Genomic DNA, 18,034 nt, shown 5'->3' with positions numbered 1-18,034 from the left:
AACATCGTGTTTGCGCCTGAACGAAAGGTTAAACGCGGTGATAGGGATGGCCGGAAAGAATGGTCACGGCCCTGTATAGCTGTTCTGCAATGAGAATGCGGACCAGCTGATGCGGCCAGGTCATCGTTCCCAGATTGAGTACGAGATCAGCCTTGGCGCGAAGCTCCGGATCGAGACCGTCTGCCCCGCCGATAGCCAGCATCATGTCACGCTTTCCATTGTCGCGATAACGGCCGATCGCATCCGAAAAAGCCTGGCTGTCGAGCGTCTTGCCGCGTTCGTCCAACAAAACGAGGATGGCGCCCTCGGGCAAGGCCTTTTCCAGGACGCCGGCTTCCTCGCGCTTGCGGGTATCGGCATTGGACGCGCGACTTTCCTGTACCTCCACCAGCTTCGCCAGCTCCAGGCCGACGGCGGGGCCGGCCTTGGCGAAACGGTCGAGATAGCGGGACGCAAGGTCCTTCTCCGGGCCGGCCTTGAGCCGTCCCACGGCAAAAAGGGTAATACGCATGTCCTGATCCGTCTAAAGTCGAACAGCCGAAGAGTGCTGCACCGGCGCTTGACGCCAGTCTTGCTTTAACGGCTTTCGACGGTTCAGGCCAAGCCCAAACCGCTCAATGCAGCAGCGGTCCCTCTTCGATCTCCGGAGCCGCCCACATCTTTTCGATGTTGTAGAACTCGCGGATTTCGGGACGGAACACGTGAACGATCACATCACCCGTGTCGATCAGCACCCAGTCACCGCTTTCCTGACCTTCTACACGCGGGGATCCAAGCCCCTCGTCCTTCAGGTCGGTGACAAGATGGTCGCAGATCGCCATGACATGGCGGCTCGATCGCCCGGTGACCACAACCATGTAGTCGCCCAGCGCCGAATTTCCGGCAATATTGATGGTGACGATATCTTCTGCTTTGGAATCCTCAAGGCTGTTGAGGATCAGTTCGAGAGCACGAGCTGCGGCATCGGCGCCACGTTCGGAACTCTGCGGGAGGATGGAAACCATCTTTCCCTTGGCGTGTACTGTTGTCAGGGTTTGTCCTTTCTTACCAAGTAACAGCAACAAGCACTTCCAGCGAATCCGATCAAGGTCGGCCGCTTTGATGAAGTTGGCACCGAATGGTTAATCTTTCAAGGGAGAACCATCAGAAGTGAACGCATGACGCGAAACCGTCATGTTTAGACGCTCCTTCAGGTTCATGGTGAGTTCTTGCGGCCATTCGCCCTGAGCGCGGTCGAACTCAGCGTCGATCTGGGGCCATGAATGAAGGTCCAGGCAGGCGCCTGCCGCTTCCAGAGCGTACCGATATCATCCTCATCCACGCGCGCGTAGTCGAATGTGCGGGCCATTTTCGACGACAGGAATGACAGGGTCGCACCCGGCCGATCAACGACCGCGATCGGGAACATCGAGACGATCTCGCGCCATTTCTGCCACAGATGGAAGGACTGCAGGCTGTCGGCCCCCATGATCCAGACAAAATGGGCTTGGGGATTTTTGGCTTTCACATGGGCAAGCGTATCGGCCGTGTAGGAGCCGCCGAGTGTCTTTTCGAACGCGGTGACCTTGATGCGCGGATCACGGGCAAGATGCTCGCTGAGCGAAATTCGCTCGCTGAGAGGCGCAAGCTCGCTGCGACTTTTCAGCGGATTTCCCGGCGTCACCATCCACCAGAGCTGATCGAGACCGACACGGCGCAGCGCAATTTCGGCGACCAGCAGATGGCCTTCATGCGGCGGATTGAACGAACCGCCGAAAAGCCCGACGGCCATGCCGCGCTCGATATGCGGCATGGTAAGATATTGGCGATCGATCTTCTCTTCTTCCACGTCGGGCCGAAGCTCTATGGACGGATCTGGCCGGTGCCATGCACACGGTATTTGAACGAGGTCAGCTGCTCGACGCCGACCGGGCCGCGCGCATGCATCTTGCCGGTCGAAATGCCGATCTCGCCACCCATGCCGAATTCGCCGCCATCGGCAAACTGCGTGGACGCATTGTGCAACAGGATGGCGGAATCGATCTCGTTGAAGAAACGCGACACAACGGCTGGGTCTTCGGCAATTACCGCTTCCGTGTGACTGGAAGAGTAGGTGTTGATGTGCCGGATCGCGCCATCGATGCCGTCAACGACCGCGACCGAAATCACCGCATCCAGATACTCGGTGCGCCAGTCTTCTTCCGTGGCCGCCACTGTCGTCGGGCAGGCAAGCAAAACGTCTGCCGATCCGCGAATCTCGCAGCCGGCGTCTTTCAGTGCTTGCAGAAGCGGCATCAAATGCGTGCCGGCAACGGCTTTGTCGACCAGCAGCGTTTCGGCTGCACCGCAGACGCCCGTGCGCCGCATCTTTGCATTCACGACGATCTTCTTCGCCATATCGAGATCGGCAGAGGCATCGACATAGATATGGCAGAGGCCTTCGAGATGGGCAAAGACCGGCACGCGCGCCTCGTTCTGCACACGGGCGACAAGGCTCTTGCCGCCGCGCGGGACGATAACGTCTATTGCACCATCGAGACCGGACAGCATGGCGCCGACAGCCGCACGATCGGTCGTCGGCACGATCTGGATCGCATGCTCCGGAAGACCGGCAGCCTTCAGGCCAGCAACAAGGCAATCATGGATAGCCTGCGATGATTGCGCCGAATCCGAACCGCCGCGCAGGATCACCGCATTGCCGGCCTTCAGGCACAATGCGCCGGCGTCAGCCGTCACATTAGGACGGCTTTCATAAATCACGCCGATGACGCCGAGCGGCGTACGAACCCGCTCGATATTCAATCCGTTCGGACGATCCCAGGCGGCAATCACCTCTCCGACCGGATCCTTGAATTCGGCGATCTCGCGCAACGCCTGCGCCATTCCTGAAATACCCCTTTCCGTCAATGTCAGGCGATCGATGAAGGATGGCAGCAGGTCCTTGCCTTCCACCTTCTTCAGGTCTTCGGCATTTGCCGCAAGAATCCTGGGCATGGCCGCGACGATCGCATCCGCCATGGCATGCAGCGCCGTGTTCTTCGCCTGCGTTGACGCAATCGCGAGCTGACGCGCAGCCGCCTTGGCATTGCGGCCGATCTCGGCCATGAGCTTGTCGATATCGACCGTCGAAACCTTATCCAGCATGGATAACCTCCTCCTTGCGGCCTGTCTTCGACCGAAGCCCACCCGTCATCACTAGGTCGCCGCGATGAACCATGGCGGCGCGGCCGGCATAACCCAATATCGCTTCGATCTCGGCAGATTTCCGCCCTGTGATCTGACGCGCCTCATCGGCATCGTAACTGACCAGACCGCGGGCAATCTCAAGCCCATCGGTACCGATGATGGCAACCGTATCGCCGCGGTGGAAATGACCTGCGATCCGGCGAACGCCTGCAGGGAGCAGGCTTTTACCCAGACCAAGCGCCTTTTCCGCACCATTATCGACATGCAGTTCGCCCGCGGGCTGCAATTGCCCGGCAATCCAGGTCTTGCGCGCAGTCACCGGCGCCTCGGACGGTGCAAACCATGAGGAGCGCGTGCCTTGCTCGATCGCCTGCAGGGGATGGTCCGTCTTGCCCGATGCAATGATCATCGCACAGCCGGCGCCGGTCGCGATCTTGCCGGCATCGATCTTGGTGCGCATACCGCCGCGCGACAGTTCGGATGCGGCACCGCCAGCCATCGCCTCGATTTCAGGCGTAATCGCCGCGATCGTGTCGAGGAACTTAGCCTCGGGATCGAGATGCGGAGGAGCGGTGTAAAGCCCGTCGATATCCGACAGAAGCACCAAGAGATCGGCCCCCGTCATCGTCGCGACACGCGCAGCCAGCCTGTCATTGTCGCCATAGCGGATTTCCGATGTCGCGACGGTATCGTTTTCGTTGATGATCGGCACAGCGCCGATCTTCAGCAACTGCTTGATGGTTGCGCGGGCATTCAGATAACGGCGGCGCTCTTCCGTATCGCCCAAAGTCAGCAGGATCTGGCCGGCGACGATCGCATCACGCGACAGGCTTTCCGACCAGGCGCGGGCAAGCGCAATCTGACCGACAGCAGCCGCCGCCTGGCTTTCTTCGAGCTTCAGAGCACCAGCGGAAAAGTCGAGAACGGTGCGACCCAGGGCGATTGCGCCCGAAGATACGACGAGCACATCGACACCCGCCGCCTTCAACGCCGCGATATCGGCGCAGATCGAATCGAGCCACGCGGATTTCAGCCCGGTCTTGCGGTCGACGAGCAGCGCCGAGCCGATCTTGATGACGACCCGGCGATAGCTGGAAAGCGCCTTGCGGCTATTGGTACTGCCGCCGGTCATAGCTCCCCATCCTCGTCATAGTCCTGCACCGGTGCGGATTTGTCCGGCAGGGTCGTTTCGTCACCTTCGCTGGCTTCGAGAATGACGTCACGAAGGGCACGCAGGACTTCCGTCATGCCCTTGCCCGTCGCAGCCGAAATCAGGAACGGCGTCTGGCCGCAGGCCTTCTCCAGTTCCTTCGCCTTCTTCTTCAGTTCCTTTTCATCCAGGATATCGATCTGCGACAGTGCGACGATTTCCTGCTTGTCTGTCAGGCCGCCACCATAGGCCTCAAGTTCCGCCTTGACCGTCTTGTAGGACTGGCCGACCTTTTCTTCCATCGAAGAGACGAGATGAAGCAGCACGCGGGTGCGCTCAACATGGCCGAGGAAGCGGTCGCCGAGGCCGATCCCTTCATGCGCCCCTTCGATCAGGCCCGGAATATCGGCAAGCACAAATTCGCGCCCGTCGATCGCCGCAACGCCCAGATTGGGGTGGAGGGTCGTAAACGGATAATTGGCGATCTTAGGTCGAGCGCGGGTAACCGAAGCAAGGAAGGTCGACTTGCCGGCATTGGGAAGCCCCACGAGACCGGCATCGGCAATCAGCTTCAGCCGCAGCCAGACCGTCTTTTCCTCGCCTTCAAGACCTGGATTGGCCCAGTTCGGCGCCTGGTTGGTGGGGCTCTTGAAATGGGTATTGCCGAAACCACCATTGCCGCCCTTGGCCAGGCGGAACTTCTGGCCTTCCTTGATCATGTCCATGATCAAGGTTTCATTGTCTTCCTCGAAGATCTGCGTGCCGACAGGCACTTTCAACGTCACGCTTTCACCATTGGCGCCGGTGCGGTTACGGCCCATGCCATGGGTACCGATCTTGCCCTTGAAATGCTGCTGGAAGCGGAAATCGATCAGCGTGTTGAGACCGTTTACCGCCTCGACCCAGACGTCGCCGCCGCGTCCGCCATCGCCACCATCCGGCCCGCCGAACTCGACAAACTTTTCCCGCCGGAACGAGACTGCACCCGCGCCACCGTCACCGGAGCGAATATAGACTTTTGCTTCGTCGAGAAATTTCATCTTGCTGCCGTCAGTCTTGTGTTACGCAACGTCATCAGGGATTTCTGGACGCCTTCTTTAGCGTTTCGATACCGTTCGTTGCCTTTAAGGTCAAAGATTATCATGAAGTTCGTCAGCCATAAGCTGTAATGCTGCTCCAGCACGAACGGGTCTGCGGCATGGAACGGATACCGCACGCCCCGATCAGGGTTTTCGAGACCGCCAGCGGATCTCCCTGGAAGGATCAATCCCGTATCGCTTGAGACATGTTGATGGCCACCGGCAGACACCAACTGCCATCAGCATTTTTAGCAGGCCTGAGGCCGCACCAGATCGCCGGCCTCCAGCATCGTCTCGATATGCGGCGCCATGCGGTTGCGCGCAGTCGAGAAAACCTCTCCCGCATCGACAATCCTGAAACCGAGCTTTCGCTGCACATTAAGCGAAGCGAGGTTGTCGGCAAAGGCACCGGAATGCACCACGGCGTCCGGCATGCGCCGGAAGAAACGTTCCAGCACGGCGCCGGTAGCTTCTGTCATGTAGCCCTGATCCCAGTAATACCGGTTCAACCAATATCCCAGGTGCCAGCCGTCTCTGCGCAATTCCATGCCGACGACGCCGATATGGACGTCATCGCCCGTGGTGACTGCAAGGCTCCAATCCGGCATCAGCCCGGAGGTCTGGCGCACCAGCCAATCGATCGCATCATCTCGATGATAAGGCTGCGGCACGCGAGAAAGCATGCGGGCAACCTTGAAATCGGCAAGCGATGCCGCGATCGCATCCGCATCGCCGATCCGGTGAGGACGCAGGGTCAACCGGCGGGACTGGATGATCGGGCACGGACCCGGTGCCAGCCGAACTTCGACAGATCTTTCGACGATTGCGGCGTTCATCTCAGCTCTCCCCAGCTTCTCAACGATATCCAGGTCTTGCGATCCAGACGGAACCACTCGACAGGCACCATGGCGCCCTCCGCAAGGCAATCGATCATGCCGGATCCCTGAAACTGGAATCCGCACTTCTGGATCACCCGCTTGGATGGAATATTGGTAACCCGGCAGCGTGCATCGATCTGGTCGATCTCGCTTCTGGTGCGGAAGGCCATGTCGATCAGCGCATGGGCAGCTTCCGTGCCATAACCGTCGTTCCAATAGGGCTCGCCGAGCCAATAGCCGATTTCGAGCGTGCGTTCGTCTGCCTGCGGCTCCAGTGCGCAGCATCCCAGGAAGGCGCCGTCATTTCCTCGGGTAATGGCATAGACGCATTTGCCAATCTCGCCAGCATTCGTGCGTCGCACGAAATCGGCTGCGTCTGTCGCCGTATAGGGATGCGGCATGCGCGACACCATCGTTGCGATGGCGGCATTGTTGGCGAGATGGGCAAGTGCGTCGATATCTTCTTTGTGGGGTGCGCGGAGAACCAGTCTCGGCGACAGTAAGACGGGGCACTCGCTTCTCGACCGATCCTCGGACCTGTCCGGCCGCAGCCGTTCTTCCGGCGGCCGGGATTGGCTCGCCCTCAACAATTCGACTTGCATGGTTCAGTCTCCTCTGGGGTAAAAAGAAAAAGGGAAGCTGGGGTAGCGCCCCATCTTCCCTTTTCTTTGACTGAACCTTGAACGTTCAACCGGGTCGATGAGACGCCGGTTGCATAACGCTTGCCGGCTTTATTCTGCGGCTTCCGCTTTCGGCATTACGGACACGTATACGCGGCCGTTAGCCTTCGTACGGAAATTCACGTTGCCTGCGGTGAGTGCAAAAATCGTATGGTCCTTGCCGAGGCCAACATTGGCGCCCGGATGCCACTGCGTACCGCGCTGACGCACGATAATGTTGCCCGGAATGACGACTTCGCCACCGAACTTCTTCACGCCAAGGCGCTTGGACTGAGAATCGCGACCGTTACGCGACGAACCGCCAGCTTTTTTATGTGCCATGGGAGTTCTCCTTTACCTTCGAAACCTGATTAGCCGAGAATGTCGGTGATACGGACGACCGTGTGATGCTGGCGATGACCGCGAATACGCTTGGAATTCTGACGGCGACGCTTCTTGAAGGAAATGACCTTCTTGCCACGGTTATGCTCGACAACTTCGGCCTTGACCGTCGCGCCCGAAACAAAGGGTGCGCCGATCTTGGCATCGGCGCCAACGCCGACGACCAGGACTTCGTTGAATTCGATTACTGCACCAGCTTCGGCTTCCAGCTTTTCGATGGTCAGCACGTCGTTGGCGGCCACGCGGTACTGCTTACCGCCGGTCTTGATGACTGCGAACATTTTATATCCTTTCATGTTCGTTCCGGCTCTCTTCTCGATGAGAAGGGCCGTCTTTTTATCAGTCGGTCTTTAGCAGGAGGTCAGGAAAGAGATATCTTTCCAAAACCGATCTGCCGGTGAAATCGCGCGAAAACCACCAGGATCTCTCGCGATCGTCAGACGCGGACGCATTTCCACACCTGAACGCAGGCGGGCTTACGCGAGCGACAAAAAACTGTCAAGGTAAAAGGATATGAAGACTTGCATTTCGCCCCTTGCCAGCCTGATTTTTCGCCGCTATGAGACAGCCCGCGCACATTGCGCCGACCAGCAAAGCGGAGAGGTGGCTGAGTGGTCGAAAGCACCGCACTCGAAATGCGGCATACGGGCAACCGTATCGTGGGTTCGAATCCCACCCTCTCCGCCATAATTTCCATATACTTTCAATGTAATACAGCGATTCACCTCCTGATGGATTGTCTGAAGAATGCTATTTTGTTCTTTTCGACTCTGGCGCTTCCACAATTGAGGCACTATGTCAATTGCCGGATTCCGCAAATCAGTTTAGACTCACCTTGAGATAGAAAAAGTGAGGCATGCAACAATGAGCTACAGCCCGCCGGTCGAATGTGGGTTAACTAAAGGCGCCGTTGATGCGATGGCGGCTGATGTTGCTCGCCAGGTTGGTTACGAGCCCGGCGCTGACTTGTCTCCGATTGTAAAACAGCTCGGCGGTCGAATTGTCGTCAACAATGTCTGGGATGTTGCAGACGAGACCTCCGGATCCATCATGATCGAAAATGATGGGTCTTTTACCATAGCGATCGCCTCTCATACTGGTGCAGAGCGCGATCGATTTACTATTGCGCACGAATTAGGTCATTATGTGCTTCATTACCTATGGCCACGTCATAATGGCAAAGATGTAGGGCCGGTCGAGGCTAGGAGATACGGTTCTGGCCGCGTCGAATGGGAAGCAAACTGGTTTGCAGCGGGCTTCTTGATGCCGGCGGGTGCTTACAAGTCTGCTTGGGTCGAGTTGAAGGGCGTAATAGGCGAGCTTGCCGATCGTTTCGGTGTTTCAACCGACGCAGCTCGCATCCGGGCGGAAACTCTCGGGTTAAAGTGAGTGATACGCCTTGTCGTCTTCATATGATGGCCCTCTCACCTCAGTTCTGAGGCTGTTTCTCAGTGTCGACCTCGTTGGATCAACTGCTTTCAAGCAGGCGAACCAACGCGCCTTTAAATCTGAAGACTCGAAAGAAGCAATTGTAGGTGAGCCCTGGTTCTCACCTATTGCTCAATTCTACAGAGAAATTGAGAGATTGTTTGCTCGCGAGTGGCAGTCGTATGTCGACGGACTCGCTAAGCGAATAAGCTGGCCTACCGGCGCTGCTCCGGAGCTATGGAAAAGTGCGGGCGATGAGCTGCTTTATGTTAAGATTCTAACGGATCATAGGGAAGCCGCCGCATGCGTGCTGTGTTGGAAAAAAACCGTGGAAGAATACCGCGAGCAGCTCCAGCGTCAGTATCCATCTCTAGATCTTAAATGCACCGCTTGGATAGCAGGGTTTCCTATAACTAATACTGAGGTCGTTTTCAGTAAAACTGTAGCTTCTGGAGAGGTTCGCGATGACGATGACCCTCTCTATGTTAACCTCGATCTATTGCATCGTTATCATCGTAATCCTAAGGATCCAAATCTTACCAAAGATTTTATAGGTCCATCTGTCGATACTGGGTTCAGACTTTGCGCGCTCAGTTCTCCCCGCCGATTTATTATGTCGGTCGACCTAGCATTAATGATCGTCCACGCCTTGAGGGCTCGGCCAGCCGGGGCGGACGAAGTAAACGTCGTTCTTCATTATCATGGGCGCGTTCCACTTAAGGGCGTCTTGGGAGGAAAAGCCTACCCGGTTTTTTGGATCGATATGGCCGTGGACTCAAGCCTAGACAAGCTCGAAGACAGCCTTCTGGAGGTAACGCCGCGCAATACTGATGATATAAAGATGTTTTGCGAGGAATTTTTCCGGACGCACGCGAGTAATGCAATTATTCCATATATCGCAGGAAACGCCGAGCCGTATTTCTCATCGGTTCCGCCATCACATAGCGAAAAGATAGAGCGCTTGCGAAATTACTGGATTAAAGAGTCTGAGCGAAGAGATCTGGAGAATCAGAGTCTGGGGTCAGTAGTTGACGGGCAGGACGGCGATCAAGATAAAGTTGAAGTCTTGCGCGAGTCGATAAGTAAAGTGTTAAGCGATAATAGTCAGAAAGAAGAAAAAATAGAAAATGGATGATGCTAAGAAGAATTATCCAAATTTCCATGACGCCTATTTGAGGCAATACATTCAGCAGGCGGATACCAAAGGATCTTGGTTGTTTGCGGCGAATTCGGCAATAATAATTTGGATGATTGGCAATGTAGAGTTGAGGTCTATTATTGTTTCTCCTGAATTGACAATTTTTCAGCTTATTGCGGTATTTTCCTGTTTTTCTCTGGTCGCATCATGCGGATTCGTGTTTGATGCTATTAGGCCAAGGTCGCTATTTACTCATGAGACAGGTATAGTCTATTTTGCTCATGTTGATAATTTTGAAAATTTTCATGAATTCCTCACGACTGTCGAAAAGTCTTCAGATGAGGACATTTTCCGAGCGCGCTTGAGGGCTCAATTCGCCATGAGTAAGGTATGTGCGACGAAGTATAGGCGTCTTGCTGTCGCATCCCTTCTTTCAGTTATCTCATTTCTTTTTGTGGTGATGATATATGGTTGGATGACGTTGCGATAACGCCGTCTTCCATGCCATTGGAAAATTAGCAGTTGCTTTGGGGCAGTCATGGTTGGTCGGGAAATTAGGCGATAATCCTCTTTAACAATTCCAGAACCGGATTGGATTTTGGATGTGCTTGAGGTCAGGCGTGACTATCCTCTTTCCTCTCGCCCCGACGTAGAGGTCCCATATATCGGCCGGTGCGTCCCGCCCAACAAAGCCCAGCCTACGAGCCTCCGACCCGTCCGCATATGGAATGTCTGGAAAGTTCTCGCTCGTCGCAGCCATCCAGCGCTGTGGCTCGAACGCGCCCACCACAACGCCTCGCACAACGGCAAGCGCATATTGAGCATGCTCGGCGCGGGACTTCGAAATGCGCCAACAGTAACGAACGAGATTGTATATGGCTCGGCGATCGAACCGGTCATCCAACTTGTTGATGTTGATCAGGACCAACTTGTGCTCGGGCTTCTGAGGAAACTCCGGCAGGCTATATTTATCCAGAATTTCGACGTGGTTCATCGGCCCGCGATCGCTGCTGGCATGACCGCCCTGAATATTGGTGAGACCCGGATAAGCGTCGATCAGTGCGGCTTCAACCTCAAACACTGCAGAGTCGGGTATTTCGTGACGATGGATGACGTGCAGGACTTCCAAACCGGCGCTCATTATAGCCCGGATGCGATCGAGCTTTGACCCGAGTGTCTGGCTGTCGTCCCCAGCAATGTCCGCAACGCCAGCCGCGTGATCGAAAACGCGGTTATTTCGCCCTTTACCGACGTAGAATGTCTCGCCGTTACGCGGATCGATGAGGCGGTAGACGTAATTCCCCAGCCGCTCGCAAACCTCTTCTGTGAATCTCTCGGTCATTGGCTCAAGCTGATAATCTTGGCAGGAGTAAAGGTCTCGAGCTTCTTCAGTCCAGACACCATGCCCTTATCGAAGCTAGGCGTGCCGACCGCTCCCTTCAGCCAGCATTCCTTCTTGGGCTTGATGTAGGTGAACGCCACACAGAGTTTCTCATCTATGCAGGCCAGCCGGCAATCTAACGGTGTCTTCGCTGCTCGTTCGGGCCGACGTGAAAGATCTCCGCCAGGCAGGTCAATGTCGTCGTAGAGAGCCGTTGCGGGATCGATCGTTCCCAGGGTCAAAGCGGGCGGATCTGACTCGGCACCACTGAGGAAGCGGCCGGAAAACGCCACGCTGTTTCCATCGGCTCGACCAGCGCTCGATTTCAGGAAGCAATTCGGTCCACGCTTGATCTTCGGATTGGCATTGAACGTGAATGCCTTGCATTGTCCGTCCATCGCTAGGCAGCTTTTCGCGCACTCGGCTGCGTCGGGCATGCGGACCGACGAAATGTCGTCACCAAAGAGATCCAGGCCGGTATAGATCGCTATACGGTTCGGGCGGCGCGTGAACTCTTCCAAGGGCGACAGTTTGGCCTGCTGGTTCGGCTCGGGCATCAACGACGCGACGGCTGTGTCTGGAGATGCTTCGGTCTTCTCTGGCTCGTCTTTAACATTGGCCTCTAGGCCTGCACTCGACGTGGACGCATCTTTTGCGACGACTTGCGGCGCTGCTGAGGCAGCAGTTCGATTGAGTTTGTATTGTGCCACCTCTTCTTGGCTGAATACGTGCATGTCGTCCGGCGGAGTCTTGAACATGATGTGCATCACGTCCATCGGAGTGTCGAACCGATTGAGCACCTCAATGATATCCGAGATAGCGAGTTGTGCGCCTACCAGATCGGGTGAGTCAGACGAGATCTGATGCACGCCGAGTGAGCCATCGACTTTCCGCTCATCGCCAGCAAGGAAAACAAAGGCGCAGGCCGATAAGCACTTGCTGTCCTTTGGGATGTAGGTCGCCAGCTTCCGTTGATGGATGTCATCGGCGATGAGCAATCCCATCTGCACGTTGCCACCTGGGCTGTTGAGCGTGACAAGCTTTGCGTTCGGTGCCGCTTGAAGCGATCGACGGAAGGCCAGGCCAGAGTTGACGTCGATCTCGCCATTGAGCGTAATGACATCCGGCTTGGCATCGTCGACGGTAAATGGCCCAAACGTTTTCGTTCCGGCTGCCGCGCCAGCGAACGAAATAAGCGATAGCGCAATGCCAGCGCATGCAGCTCGCAGTAGAATACGCATAAAACAACCCCTTCCCCGAGGCCATCAAACTACATCGGCATTTCGGGTGCAAGGGCTCCCGGCAGCGCATTTCTGCTGATTTTGGTTGGAGTTAATCTTCGCCATTCAGGTGCCGGAATTACTCTTGGCCCCCTCTGCGGGGCATCCTACGCATCATCTCGATTACGAACGGAGATTGAGATGGCAACGATCAGAAAACTTAGAGGACGCTGGCAAGCACAGGTGCGTCGCCGTGGAATGAAGCCGCGGGCAAAGAGCTTCGACAGCAAAGCCGAGGCGGAAAAGTGGGCGCGAGAGCTCGAAAGCCAGGTCGATCGCTTCGGCATGGCGCCAGACACGAAGATCCTTGAGACCACAACGCTGGGGCAGCTCCTTGAACGCTATCAGAAAGAGATTACGCCTCAAAAGCGCGGCGCGGTGCAAGAAGACCAACGTATCGATGTCCTTCGACGTCACGATCTATCGCACCGGACGCTGATCGGGCTCAGCCAGCAAGACGTTGCGACGTTCCGTGATGAGCGCCTGCAGTCCGTAGCTCCATCTACCGCCGTGCGTGAAATGGCGATCCTCAGCCACGTGCTTGAGGTGGCTACGCGCGATTGGGGAATGCCCCTGGCGAAGAATGTCGTTAAACTCGTGCGCCGTCCGGTGGTCCGAAATGAGCGCAGCCGACGCCTGATGGGCGATGAGGAACAGAGACTGCTCGATGGCTGTGATGCCGGTAAAATCCCTTTTCTTCGGACATTGGTGATCGTGGCGATCGAGACCGGGATGCGCCGTGGAGAGATTCTCGGATTGGATTGGACAGACATCTCGCACAATCGCCGAGTGATCACTTTGACGATGACCAAGAACGGATCTGGGAGAGAGGTGCCGCTCTCGCAGCGAGCATTTGACGCGCTGATAGCCTGGAAGGCGCAGGCAGAAGTGAATGCGACAACCGTTTTCCCAATGAGCCCAGGAGCTTTGGAGCAGACCTGGCGCCGCCTTCTGGTCCGCGTTGGGATCAAGAACCTCCGTTTCCACGATCTTCGCCACGAGGGTGTCAGCCGCCTGTTCGAACGTGGACTGAATATGATCGAGGTCAGCAGCATCTCCGGTCATAAGGAGCTGAGGATGCTCAAGCGCTACACACACCTGTCCGCAGATGACCTCGTAACTCGCCTCGAGGGACCGAAACTATCCGTCGCACACGTATAGGGACGCTGCCGAAAGTTGACACTTCAACGCATGGATGCTGAAAAGTGTCAACTTTCGAACCTAGAAAACTGCTGAAACGTCAACTTCACGCCCGACTTCCAGCGCGAACTAGCCAATTTCGCGTCGCTAAGTTGACAGAGCTTTACGTTTGGTTGACACTTTTTGCTGATTTCGGGCGTTTTTGCCGCCATGTCAACTTCAGGATATTCTAATATAATCGACGTGGCCGCGTTCTATCAGATAGCGACGCTGTAGTCCGATGTTTGGCCTTGGTAGCAGTGATAACGCTGATCTTTGCCTGCGTTTGTGCAACCAGGGAAGCCTTGTGCGGCAACGTTGAAAACATTTCCTGGGTGATGCGCTCAGGGCCCGCTCACACTCCAGAGCAACTAGCTCAACCGTTCCGTGGAGAGCTGGATCTGTCTGCCTAGTCTTTGCCATCAGCTCAGCTCTTAGCTTGTTGTCGTCATACGGACCTTGTCGATTTCGGCGACTCCGTATTGCTCATTCGTTCCTGGGTGCCGCAATCCTCCTGCGCCGGCTGGTCCAATTACCCTCTTGGGTCGCTTCAAATTTTGGGGACACGAAGTCCTAGAAACCGTCAACGGCTTTGATGGGGATGGGTTTTGCTGCCACCGAAGTCCGGCGACCAAACCTCCCATGTCGCGAAATCGACGTAGTCACTCACCCTTGAGCTTTAACCGTCTGGCTCTTCACAGCCTCGAGGCAATGATGAAGTTAATCACGACGAGACCTCGCTTCCCGAGATGCGCCGGAGGTTATACCTTGCGACGCAAAGAGATCTCCAGCGCCGGACGATATTTCGAATCAACGCCTGAAGACGCTTCAGGATAGGGGCAACGGCTTTTGTTGGCCGGAGTGTCTGTCACGTTTTGTGCGGTTTCTCCCTATATATATGATTACTATTAAAGATATTACTTACATAGAAAGGAATGTCACAAAGCGTGACGCTCATGAAATGTGCGGCTCCATTCAGGTTCTGTCTATAACGAAGCTATCGGTAGAAAGGACTAACCCATGAATGAAAATGAGACCTCGCAGAATTCTCCGGCCAAGCGCTGTGCCAGCGAAAAGATCCAGCACGAGCGTTTCCAGAGGAATACTCCTCTGGCGAAGACGATCGAAGCCTGGCAGACGACGATGCAGGAGGAGAGATATCGCAAGGTAGCCGCTGCTTCCGCCGCTGTTTCACGTAAGAAGTATCGCTTAGAGCGTGAGGCGGCCGGATATAGCGTCAGGCCTTACCACTTTCACAACCACGAACCTTGGAAGTTCGGGGAGACTCATGAAAGCCGTGAGCGTAGGCTTCATCGCGACCGGATGCGCACCAAGCGTGGCGTCAATGAAACCACCGTCCGGTCTTGGACTGACCTCTCTGAAATGTCTGACGAAGACAAGGCGAAGCACCGCAAGGCTCAGGCAACGGCGCGAAAAGCTCGTGAACGCAAGCGGAAGCAGCTCATGCCGCAGTCGAATTTTATCTGCGCTGACGCGGCAACGCACGCCGCATGCGTTGATGGCATCGAGTAAGGGATGTTCTAATGGGTGACAACATGACTATCGCAGACATGAGGGCAATGGTCAGTGCGATGGCTGAGAGATACCGCCAACGTGAGCTTGAAGGAAGGCGGGTTCTCCCGCACTTTCGCGAGCTTGATCACATGCTCCGGAAGCCGAGGGTTCGGGTGAAGGCTGGGTCGACTCGGCGGTAACTGTCTGCCGAGCTATCGTGCAGGATCGCGGGGCAGTAAATTATCCTGGTTCAATCCCCGCACCAGCGTGCGGGGATGCACATTGTATCTCTCGGCTAGATCGTCGAGCGAAACCTTGCCGACTGTCATGGCGTCTCGTGCTTCAATGATCTGCTCGGGCGTGAGCGCAGGCGGCCGGCCGATGAAGCTTCCCCGAGCCCGCGCTGCCAACATTCCTGCTTTTGTGCGCTCGCTGATGATTGCACGCTCGAATTCAGCCATCGCTGCCATGATATGGAACGTCAAGCGGCCACCAGAGGTGGACGTATCGATGGCCTCGTTGAGCGACCGGAACTCGACGCCCTGCGTTCCAAGGTCATTGATCGCGTTGATAAGGTCGATCAGCGATCGGCCAAGTCTGTCAAGGCGCCAAACGACAAGCATGTCGCCGGCCTGAACCGCACCCAGGGCTTCAACCAATCCCGGTCGATCGAATGTCGAGCCAGAGATGCCTTGGTCGGTGAATATGCCATGACAGCCGCTTGCCTCTAACGCTTTCAGCTGGAGATCCAGATGTTGTTCGTTGGTCGAGACGCGGGCATATCCAATTTTCTTCACGACGACCTCAATCCGACCAATGCACGACCGCATAATACCCGGTAACCCGTTGACTTAAAGGAACCTTTTTGTCCAGCTAGGTATTGTCTGTGAGCCGTCTTGGTCACTCGTGGGGAAACAGAGGGTTAGGACGGCGGCGGAAATCGTGTTCGAGCTATGGGATAAAGGTTCCCTTTTGTCCGGCCATCACGAGACGAAAATGAGCGCTTTTGCATTCATAAGCATCTTCACCATTGTCGGCACCCTTGTGGTCCTATGGCTGGTGGTTGCCAGGAGTGGGTCAAACCAACAGGGCCTCATTTCCCAGATCAACGCCATCCCAAACTTCACTGCGTCGGCGACTTATATCTCTCCGGTCTGCAAAAATGCGGTTGCGATTGATACGCAGCGCCAGAAGGTTGCGATTGTGCCTGACATGCTAAAGCTGCGACGAATGACTCAGGAACCGATCGTTTACGAGTTCAGAGAGCTTTTGGCGGTGGAAGTTGCACGCGACGACACGTCGATGCTTAAGGTCAACCGGGGAAGCCAAGTGACCGGTGCAGCAGTGGGAGGTGTGCTACTGGGACCGGCGGGTATGCTGCTTGGCGGTCTTTCCGGATCAAAGCGAGAGGAGAAGAAGGTGCGCCGTTTGTCGCTGAAAATCTACGCCTCGAGCCCGATTGAGCCGATGTGCGAAGTCTTCTTCCTCGATACGCCGGCACCTGGCATCGACTATGACACCGCGAAATTTCTAATACAGGATCTGGACCAATGGTATGGTCGAATGCGAGCGGTTGTCGAACAACATAAGGCTGCCTGACGCATCGGCCTAGATCGGCCAGAGAGACTCACGGGCGAGTTTGCTATCTCGATAGCAGCGAGGCAGCATTTGCGACTGCCAAACCAGCCAGTGGCCATCCTCGAGTCGAAGAACGCATGGCGCTCATTGGACTGACAGCTCCATCTTTACCCACCCAGCAAATGCTCGTTCTTGTCGAGCCTAGCCTTGCGCGCCTATCAATTCGGAAGCACACTCTCCACCAAGTCCCAGAACTCCGGGTCGTGATTGAGGTGCTTCAAATTCGCCGATCGCAGAGGCAAGCTGTCTGACCCGCGGCCTTCATCGCATGCTTTCACTGATCAATATCCATGAGAGCATGCACAAGCGATTCGCAGAGTATGTCTCGACTGCCGCAGCCGTCTGTCCCCTGATATTTGGAAATTAAGATGTCCGACGCCGACGCCCTTTACAAAAACGCCGGTGCCTTCACCATGTTCGAAGAGCTCAAACTTGGGCAGTCGCTCTATTTCAATCGCACAATTTGGCCTAACGGAGATAATTCTTGGCTCGGTCCATGGGAAAACCAGATAAAAGCGCATGAGATCGCAGACTTCGTGAAGATTAAGCGAGTGAAGACCGCTTTCATCGTGCGCGTGACCAAGCAGCGCTGACCCCTTGCTGGCATAGAGAATAGGTGGCGCGTTTGGCTCATCGAGAGCAGCAAAGCAACGTTTCTTGTCACCTCGCCAGCCAGTGAGCAGCCTCGAGTCAAATAAGCTTATCTCTCTCGATAGTGCCACGCTTCTCTCACGGCTTCCTCTTCTGATATCAAAATCGGGAGACCGCTGCTTAAGGGATCGAATTGCTCTATTGAGGTTTCAGCCCAGGCAATCCATTCATTGACGTCAGACCAATCATTCGATGGAAGTGCTTTGAGCTTTAGCTTCACTTTGTCGACAAATGCGCGCAAAAGCTCCGCTTCACGGTGCTGGCTGGCTTGCTCTTTCAGAATCTCGAACCGAGTGTGTTGGATCTGTTTAAGCCGCTGTCTTTCAGCCTCTTGCTTCCGCTGCAATTCCCATTGCCGTTCGCGCTCCTCTCGCTCAAGGCGTCGAGTGTAGATCGCAGCACCGACAATCGAAATGCTGATTCCGATGAAGCCGCCCCTTTGTTCCGAGATGATTGCGCCCCGTGATTCCGGGATGATCTCGCCCCCTTCC

General features: G+C 55.8%; 21 protein-coding genes and 1 tRNA gene. 8 read left to right on the top strand and 14 right to left on the bottom strand.

Translation table 11 applies throughout. The features are described from left to right. Window positions 1–28: 28 nt before the first annotated feature. The 10 genes from rlmH to rplU all read right to left on the bottom strand — a co-directional run bounded on the left by rlmH (window position 29) and on the right by rplU (window position 7,614). Window positions 29–511 (bottom strand): 23S rRNA (pseudouridine(1915)-N(3))-methyltransferase RlmH, encoded by a 483-nt coding sequence (rlmH, locus tag JZX87_RS24040; protein WP_148143773.1) that lies wholly within the window; start codon window positions 509–511, stop codon window positions 29–31. Between the two features lie 103 nt (window positions 512–614). Beyond that, window positions 615–1,004 (bottom strand): ribosome silencing factor, encoded by a 390-nt coding sequence (rsfS, locus tag JZX87_RS24035; protein WP_206828452.1) that lies wholly within the window; start codon window positions 1,002–1,004, stop codon window positions 615–617. A 191-nt stretch (window positions 1,005–1,195) separates the two neighbouring features. Then, window positions 1,196–1,792, bottom strand: a complete 597-nt coding sequence (locus JZX87_RS24030; protein ID WP_206828516.1) for a nicotinate-nucleotide adenylyltransferase — start codon at window positions 1,790–1,792, stop codon at window positions 1,196–1,198. A gap of 50 nt (window positions 1,793–1,842) precedes the next feature. Continuing rightward, window positions 1,843–3,123 carry a glutamate-5-semialdehyde dehydrogenase gene (locus JZX87_RS24025; protein ID WP_206828448.1) on the bottom strand — a complete coding sequence of 427 codons (1,281 nt, stop codon included), beginning with the start codon at window positions 3,121–3,123 and terminating at the stop codon, window positions 1,843–1,845. Further along, a complete protein-coding gene (proB, locus tag JZX87_RS24020; RefSeq protein ID WP_206828447.1) occupies window positions 3,113–4,297 on the bottom strand; it encodes a glutamate 5-kinase in 1,185 nt (394 codons plus the stop codon). Before proB ends, JZX87_RS24025 begins: the two co-directional genes overlap by 11 nt. Then, window positions 4,294–5,355 (bottom strand): GTPase ObgE, encoded by a 1,062-nt coding sequence (obgE, locus tag JZX87_RS24015; RefSeq protein ID WP_183829543.1) that lies wholly within the window; start codon window positions 5,353–5,355, stop codon window positions 4,294–4,296. The genes proB and obgE overlap by 4 nt, the downstream gene beginning before the upstream one ends. Window positions 5,356–5,642: 287 nt before the next feature. Next, complete coding sequence (locus JZX87_RS24010; protein WP_206828445.1) at window positions 5,643–6,230, bottom strand: GNAT family N-acetyltransferase; 588 nt, start codon at window positions 6,228–6,230, stop codon at window positions 5,643–5,645. Next, window positions 6,227–6,874 (bottom strand): GNAT family N-acetyltransferase, encoded by a 648-nt coding sequence (locus tag JZX87_RS24005; RefSeq protein WP_206828443.1) that lies wholly within the window; start codon window positions 6,872–6,874, stop codon window positions 6,227–6,229. The genes JZX87_RS24010 and JZX87_RS24005 overlap by 4 nt, the downstream gene beginning before the upstream one ends. Before the next feature lie 129 nt (window positions 6,875–7,003). Continuing rightward, window positions 7,004–7,273 carry a 50S ribosomal protein L27 gene (gene rpmA / locus JZX87_RS24000; protein ID WP_148143781.1) on the bottom strand — a complete coding sequence of 90 codons (270 nt, stop codon included), beginning with the start codon at window positions 7,271–7,273 and terminating at the stop codon, window positions 7,004–7,006. A gap of 29 nt (window positions 7,274–7,302) precedes the next feature. Then, entirely contained in the window at window positions 7,303–7,614 is a 312-nt protein-coding gene (gene rplU, locus JZX87_RS23995; RefSeq protein WP_183829552.1) for a 50S ribosomal protein L21, read from the bottom strand. A 316-nt stretch (window positions 7,615–7,930) separates the two neighbouring features. Between rplU and JZX87_RS23990 the strand changes: the two genes are divergently transcribed. From JZX87_RS23990 to JZX87_RS23975, 4 genes are all read left to right on the top strand, one after another. Continuing rightward, a tRNA-Ser gene (locus JZX87_RS23990) sits at window positions 7,931–8,020 on the top strand. Between the two features lie 177 nt (window positions 8,021–8,197). Then, window positions 8,198–8,722, top strand: a complete 525-nt coding sequence (locus tag JZX87_RS23985; protein ID WP_206828441.1) for an ImmA/IrrE family metallo-endopeptidase — start codon at window positions 8,198–8,200, stop codon at window positions 8,720–8,722. Window positions 8,723–8,732: 10 nt separating this feature from the next. After that, the gene (locus JZX87_RS23980) at window positions 8,733–9,896 is read left to right on the top strand and encodes a hypothetical protein (RefSeq protein WP_206828439.1); all 1,164 of its coding nucleotides are present in this window, start codon (window positions 8,733–8,735) and stop codon (window positions 9,894–9,896) included. Then, the gene (locus tag JZX87_RS23975; protein ID WP_206828438.1) at window positions 9,889–10,389 is read left to right on the top strand and encodes a Pycsar system effector family protein; all 501 of its coding nucleotides are present in this window, start codon (window positions 9,889–9,891) and stop codon (window positions 10,387–10,389) included. Before JZX87_RS23980 ends, JZX87_RS23975 begins: the two co-directional genes overlap by 8 nt. Before the next feature lie 81 nt (window positions 10,390–10,470). Here JZX87_RS23975 and JZX87_RS23970 read toward each other — a convergent pair whose 3' ends face one another. Beyond that, complete coding sequence (locus tag JZX87_RS23970) at window positions 10,471–11,241, bottom strand: LEM-3-like GIY-YIG domain-containing protein (protein ID WP_206828437.1); 771 nt, start codon at window positions 11,239–11,241, stop codon at window positions 10,471–10,473. Further along, window positions 11,238–12,521, bottom strand: a complete 1,284-nt coding sequence (locus JZX87_RS23965) for a PAN domain-containing protein (protein WP_286195024.1) — start codon at window positions 12,519–12,521, stop codon at window positions 11,238–11,240. Before JZX87_RS23965 ends, JZX87_RS23970 begins: the two co-directional genes overlap by 4 nt. Window positions 12,522–12,701: 180 nt before the next feature. Here JZX87_RS23965 and JZX87_RS23960 point away from each other — a divergent pair, with 180 nt between their 5' ends. Further along, window positions 12,702–13,721 carry a tyrosine-type recombinase/integrase gene (locus JZX87_RS23960; RefSeq protein WP_206828436.1) on the top strand — a complete coding sequence of 340 codons (1,020 nt, stop codon included), beginning with the start codon at window positions 12,702–12,704 and terminating at the stop codon, window positions 13,719–13,721. Between the two features lie 1,038 nt (window positions 13,722–14,759). Next, window positions 14,760–15,272 carry a hypothetical protein gene (locus tag JZX87_RS23955; RefSeq protein WP_206828435.1) on the top strand — a complete coding sequence of 171 codons (513 nt, stop codon included), beginning with the start codon at window positions 14,760–14,762 and terminating at the stop codon, window positions 15,270–15,272. Window positions 15,273–15,466: 194 nt separating this feature from the next. Here the strand turns inward: JZX87_RS23955 and JZX87_RS23950 are convergent, their stop codons facing one another. Beyond that, entirely contained in the window at window positions 15,467–16,051 is a 585-nt protein-coding gene (locus JZX87_RS23950; protein WP_206828434.1) for a recombinase family protein, read from the bottom strand. 199 nt (window positions 16,052–16,250) lie between these two features. On the opposite strand from JZX87_RS23950, the gene JZX87_RS23945 reads away from it, so the two are divergent. Then, window positions 16,251–16,853, top strand: coding sequence for a hypothetical protein (locus JZX87_RS23945; protein WP_206828433.1), 603 nt, complete (start codon window positions 16,251–16,253; stop codon window positions 16,851–16,853). A gap of 407 nt (window positions 16,854–17,260) precedes the next feature. Next, on the top strand, window positions 17,261–17,485 hold the full coding sequence (locus JZX87_RS23940; RefSeq protein ID WP_206828432.1) for a hypothetical protein: 225 nt from the start codon (window positions 17,261–17,263) through the stop codon (window positions 17,483–17,485). Between the two features lie 107 nt (window positions 17,486–17,592). On the opposite strand, the gene JZX87_RS23935 is transcribed toward JZX87_RS23940, so the two are convergent. Next, a partial coding sequence (locus tag JZX87_RS23935; protein WP_206828430.1) for a hypothetical protein occupies window positions 17,593–18,034 on the bottom strand: 442 nt, incomplete at its 5' end.

The sequence above is a fragment of the Agrobacterium sp. Ap1 genome (assembly GCF_017313375.1).
GTDB lineage: Bacteria > Pseudomonadota > Alphaproteobacteria > Rhizobiales > Rhizobiaceae > Neorhizobium > Neorhizobium cellulosilyticum.
This window is presented reverse-complemented; position numbering and strand designations above follow the sequence as displayed.

Bases quoted from the DNA above. Each gene is read 5' to 3' on its own strand.
- JZX87_RS24010 (WP_206828445.1), bottom strand. From the start codon at position 6,230: ATGAACGCCGCAATCGTCGAAAGATCTGTCGAAGTTCGGCTGGCACCG.
- proB (WP_206828447.1), bottom strand. From the start codon at position 4,297: ATGACCGGCGGCAGTACCAATAGCCGCAAGGCGCTTTCCAGCTATCGC.
- rpmA (WP_148143781.1), bottom strand. From the start codon at position 7,273: ATGGCACATAAAAAAGCTGGCGGTTCGTCGCGTAACGGTCGCGATTCT.
- JZX87_RS23955 (WP_206828435.1), top strand. From the start codon at position 14,760: ATGAATGAAAATGAGACCTCGCAGAATTCTCCGGCCAAGCGCTGTGCC.
- JZX87_RS23960 (WP_206828436.1), top strand. From the start codon at position 12,702: ATGGCAACGATCAGAAAACTTAGAGGACGCTGGCAAGCACAGGTGCGT.
- JZX87_RS23940 (WP_206828432.1), top strand. From the start codon at position 17,261: ATGTCCGACGCCGACGCCCTTTACAAAAACGCCGGTGCCTTCACCATG.
- JZX87_RS23945 (WP_206828433.1), top strand. From the start codon at position 16,251: ATGAGCGCTTTTGCATTCATAAGCATCTTCACCATTGTCGGCACCCTT.
- JZX87_RS23965 (WP_286195024.1), bottom strand. From the start codon at position 12,521: ATGCGTATTCTACTGCGAGCTGCATGCGCTGGCATTGCGCTATCGCTT.
- JZX87_RS23970 (WP_206828437.1), bottom strand. From the start codon at position 11,241: ATGACCGAGAGATTCACAGAAGAGGTTTGCGAGCGGCTGGGGAATTAC.
- JZX87_RS24025 (WP_206828448.1), bottom strand. From the start codon at position 3,123: ATGCTGGATAAGGTTTCGACGGTCGATATCGACAAGCTCATGGCCGAG.
- JZX87_RS23975 (WP_206828438.1), top strand. From the start codon at position 9,889: ATGGATGATGCTAAGAAGAATTATCCAAATTTCCATGACGCCTATTTG.
- JZX87_RS23985 (WP_206828441.1), top strand. From the start codon at position 8,198: ATGAGCTACAGCCCGCCGGTCGAATGTGGGTTAACTAAAGGCGCCGTT.
- obgE (WP_183829543.1), bottom strand. From the start codon at position 5,355: ATGAAATTTCTCGACGAAGCAAAAGTCTATATTCGCTCCGGTGACGGT.
- rplU (WP_183829552.1), bottom strand. From the start codon at position 7,614: ATGTTCGCAGTCATCAAGACCGGCGGTAAGCAGTACCGCGTGGCCGCC.
- rlmH (WP_148143773.1), bottom strand. From the start codon at position 511: ATGCGTATTACCCTTTTTGCCGTGGGACGGCTCAAGGCCGGCCCGGAG.
- JZX87_RS24005 (WP_206828443.1), bottom strand. From the start codon at position 6,874: ATGCAAGTCGAATTGTTGAGGGCGAGCCAATCCCGGCCGCCGGAAGAA.
- JZX87_RS24030 (WP_206828516.1), bottom strand. From the start codon at position 1,792: ATGCCGCATATCGAGCGCGGCATGGCCGTCGGGCTTTTCGGCGGTTCG.
- rsfS (WP_206828452.1), bottom strand. From the start codon at position 1,004: ATGGTTTCCATCCTCCCGCAGAGTTCCGAACGTGGCGCCGATGCCGCA.